Origin of the sequence: Methanosarcina sp. A14 (genome assembly GCF_001729375.1) — an archaeon.
Taxonomy (GTDB): domain Archaea; phylum Halobacteriota; class Methanosarcinia; order Methanosarcinales; family Methanosarcinaceae; genus Methanosarcina; species Methanosarcina barkeri.
Window position 1 is genome coordinate 1 of sequence record NZ_LZPK01000019.1, and the last position, 3,221, is coordinate 3,221.

Annotated in this window: 3 protein-coding genes; 2 read left to right on the top strand and 1 reads right to left on the bottom strand. The window is 42.6% G+C overall.

Features of this window, described 5'->3' with window-relative positions:
- Window positions 1-97 precede the first annotated feature (97 nt).
- Window positions 98-2,422 carry an ATP-dependent DNA helicase gene (locus A9239_RS01015; protein ID WP_048154443.1) on the top strand — a complete coding sequence of 775 codons (2,325 nt, stop codon included), beginning with the start codon at window positions 98-100 and terminating at the stop codon, window positions 2,420-2,422.
- Between the two features lie 368 nt (window positions 2,423-2,790).
- On the top strand, window positions 2,791-3,009 hold the full coding sequence (locus tag A9239_RS01020) for a hypothetical protein (RefSeq protein WP_048154446.1): 219 nt from the start codon (window positions 2,791-2,793) through the stop codon (window positions 3,007-3,009).
- Here A9239_RS01020 and A9239_RS01025 read toward each other — a convergent pair.
- Window positions 2,988-3,221, bottom strand: a 234-nt coding sequence (locus tag A9239_RS01025; protein WP_141706326.1) for a PKD domain-containing protein, incomplete at its 5' end; no start/stop codon positions are given. The two genes, A9239_RS01020 and A9239_RS01025, sit on opposite strands and share 22 nt — an antisense overlap.

Sequence of the window (3,221 nt, forward strand, 5' to 3'; positions counted from 1 at the left end):
ATTTATGAAATTTAATTTATGAAAGTTAATTTATTAATCATCGGCAGATCAGAAAGTCACTGAATCATTGTAAATCGGGAAATCCCAGGTTAAACGTATGACGCAAAAGAACGGATATATGCGGTATTTTACGAAACAGAGTTGCTACCCTAACCAGGCAGAAGCCATGGAGAAAATCCACTTGGCTCTCCTGAACGAAAAAACTGTACTCTTTGAAGGAGCATGTGGAACAGGCAAGACTTTAAGTGCACTTGCCCCCGCATTGAGTGTGGCGAAAAAACTCAATAAGGTCGTTATTATAGTCACCAACGTCCATCAGCAGATGGTTCAATTTATAAATGAGGCAAGAGATATTTCCCGGGACAACGACATAAAAACAATTGTTTTCAAGGGCAAGACTTCAATGTGCCCTGAAAATCTCGATTACGAAGAATGCAGGCTTAAAGGGGAAAATACCTATGACCTCCTTGACCTTGAGAGGGAAATTTCTTCAAAAGAAAAAGAGCTAAAGGATGCTTATGAAAAATACAAACGGACAAAAGACCCTGCTCTTTATTCCCTGAGAACTGAGCTTGAAAAAGAACTCGAAGAAACTAAGAAAAAATCCCGGGCTTTGAGGAACAATTCTTGCCCGGAATTGTATGAAGTCCTGAAATTTGAAGGTAACGAATTTTCCAACTGGCTTTTTTCCGATGTAAGAAGCCCGGAAGAAATCCTGGAGTATGCCGAAGACCGGGATATGTGTGGGTATGAACTGCTGAAAAAAGAACTCAAAAACGCCGAACTTTTAATTTGCAATTTTCATCATGTTCTCAGTGCCGAAATTTTCATGATGCTGCTTAAATGGCTTGAACGCGACCCTGAAGATATTATCCTGATTTTTGATGAGGCGCATAATATTGAGGCATCTGCGCGTTCTCATTCTTCAACAATGCTCTCGGAACTGACTATTGAAAAAGCCCTTTCGGAAGTAGGCGAAACTCCTGAATCTGACAACTCCCTTATGTTAGGTAAAGAAACTGGCTCAAGAGGTGGCATTCCCCTTGACCAGGACTACGCGGCTCGACTATATGCAAAAAAGTTGTTTACCTGCCTCCTGACCGCTCTCAGGGATACATATGATGCGAAATTGAAGTTCGGGGAAAGGAACCGGCTTGGAAAGCACTGGCGGGACATTCAGATCAGTGACCCTTATGAGCGCTTTGACATCTTGAAAGCTCGCTTTTTGCGGGAAGCGGTAAAGGAAGGTTTTGCGGATGAAGAAAAGGTTCTGACCCGGTTGCGGGAGATTGGCGAGTTTGGAGGAAGGCTGGAAGAGATTTATGCGGAAAATTACAAAAAAGGGCTTCTTACAGTTCCGAAACGTTCCCAGATCCGGTATGTTGCCGACTTTTTATCTTCTTATCTGGTACTTTCGGACAGGCAAAACTACTATCCAATTTTGAACGTGCGTAGGGATTTCAAAAGCGATAGAATAGCTGGCAGGATTGAGCTTTTCACATGCATTCCTAAAAACGTGACCCAGCCTTTGTTTGATTCCGTTTATGCGGCAGTACTCATGTCGGCTACACTCCGGCCCTTTGAAATGATAAAATCCACGCTTGGCATTTCAAGGGAAGTGGAAGAAATCTCCTATGGCACGACATTTCCCAGGGAAAGGAGGCTTACCCTTGCGGTTTCCATTCCTCCGCTTTTTGCAAAGAATCGTGACAGCCCGGAAACGCTTGAGAGCTTGAAAGAAGCTCTGCTTGCAGCTACTGTTGCATCGCCGGGGAATGTGATTATTTACTTCCAGAGCTACGCTGAAGCACTCCGCTATACTAAACTCCTTGAGCCTGAACTTTCTATTCCTATTTTCCTTGATGAGACAGGGGTTTCATCCCAGGAAATCCGAAAGGAGTTTTTCAAAATCGGAGAGCAGGGAGGAAAAGCTTTACTTATAACCTATCTCTGGGGAACATTGAGTGAAGGTGTTGATTTCAGAGATTCCAGGGGCAGGACCGTGATTATAGTGGGAATCGGATATCCAGCCTTGAATGACCGAATAAAGGCTGTCGAATCTGCTTATGATGAAGTTTTCGGCTGTGGTGAAGGCTGGGAGTTTGCAGTTCAGGTGCCGACAATCAGAAAGGTCAGACAGGCAATGGGAAGGATAGTGCGTTCTCCAGACGACTATGGAGTAAGGATTCTCCTTGATTCCCGCTACCAGGGCTCTCAGGCACGTAAACTCGGTAAATTTTCGGTTTTTGATTATTTTCCATCTGAAGAAAAAAGAGAGTTCATCGACATTGCACCCAGAGACTTAGGAAGCCTGGTGGAAGAATTTTTTGCCCACGTCATGCCAGGTAATCCCGACAAAAATGAATCGGAGTCCCAGACTTCAAGTCGTGTGGGTTTCGGAAGCCTTGCTGAAAAGCTTTGAAGTCCTTTGAGTTAATCCCTTCGAGTTACTTTAATAAATTTTACACTGTTTCATAACTGTTTGAATTGTTTAATATGTTAAACCTATTTGGAACCCGACACTCATATATAATAAAAGAAGTTGCCCGTAGTTTATATTTAAACTTCAGGCACTAAATTACTTGGTGAACAGGTTTTTTGCAACTTGTTTTCATGAAACTTTTACTTACGACCTTTTTACTTATGTTACTTTTACTTATGTTACTTTTATTTACAATATTTTTTTCTTATGTTACTTTTATATAATTGACTCTGGTCTTCGTACCAGTGCCGGCTGCGTTACTTGCCTTAAGGCGTTACACTGTAACTTCCTGTTGTCGAATAGGATGTATGGGGTTCTGTATTGTTGAAAAGGTTTCATCCCCGAAACTCCAGTTCCATGCGATAGGGGAGCCTGAAGTATTGTTCTTAAAAGTCACGCTCAGCGGCGCATTCCCTATTCTTGGAGACCCCTGGAAACTTACAACCGGCTTTGACGCTGTTGTTCCTACCGTTAAACTGAGTTTTGTAGCGCGTTCAGCCCTTTGTCACTTTGTCACTTTTATATAATTCCATTTTGATTTTGTACTGCTTCCTGCTGCATTTGTTGCTGTGAGTTTAACCGTGTAAGTTCCTGCTGCTGAATATGTGTGTGTTGGACTCTTTTCTGTTGAATATTTCCCGTCTCCGAAATCCCATTTCCATGAGGTTGGTGATCCTTTGCTAGTCTCCGTAAATTTTACCTTTAGCGGAGCTTTTCCTGATAGTGGCCATCCCCAGAA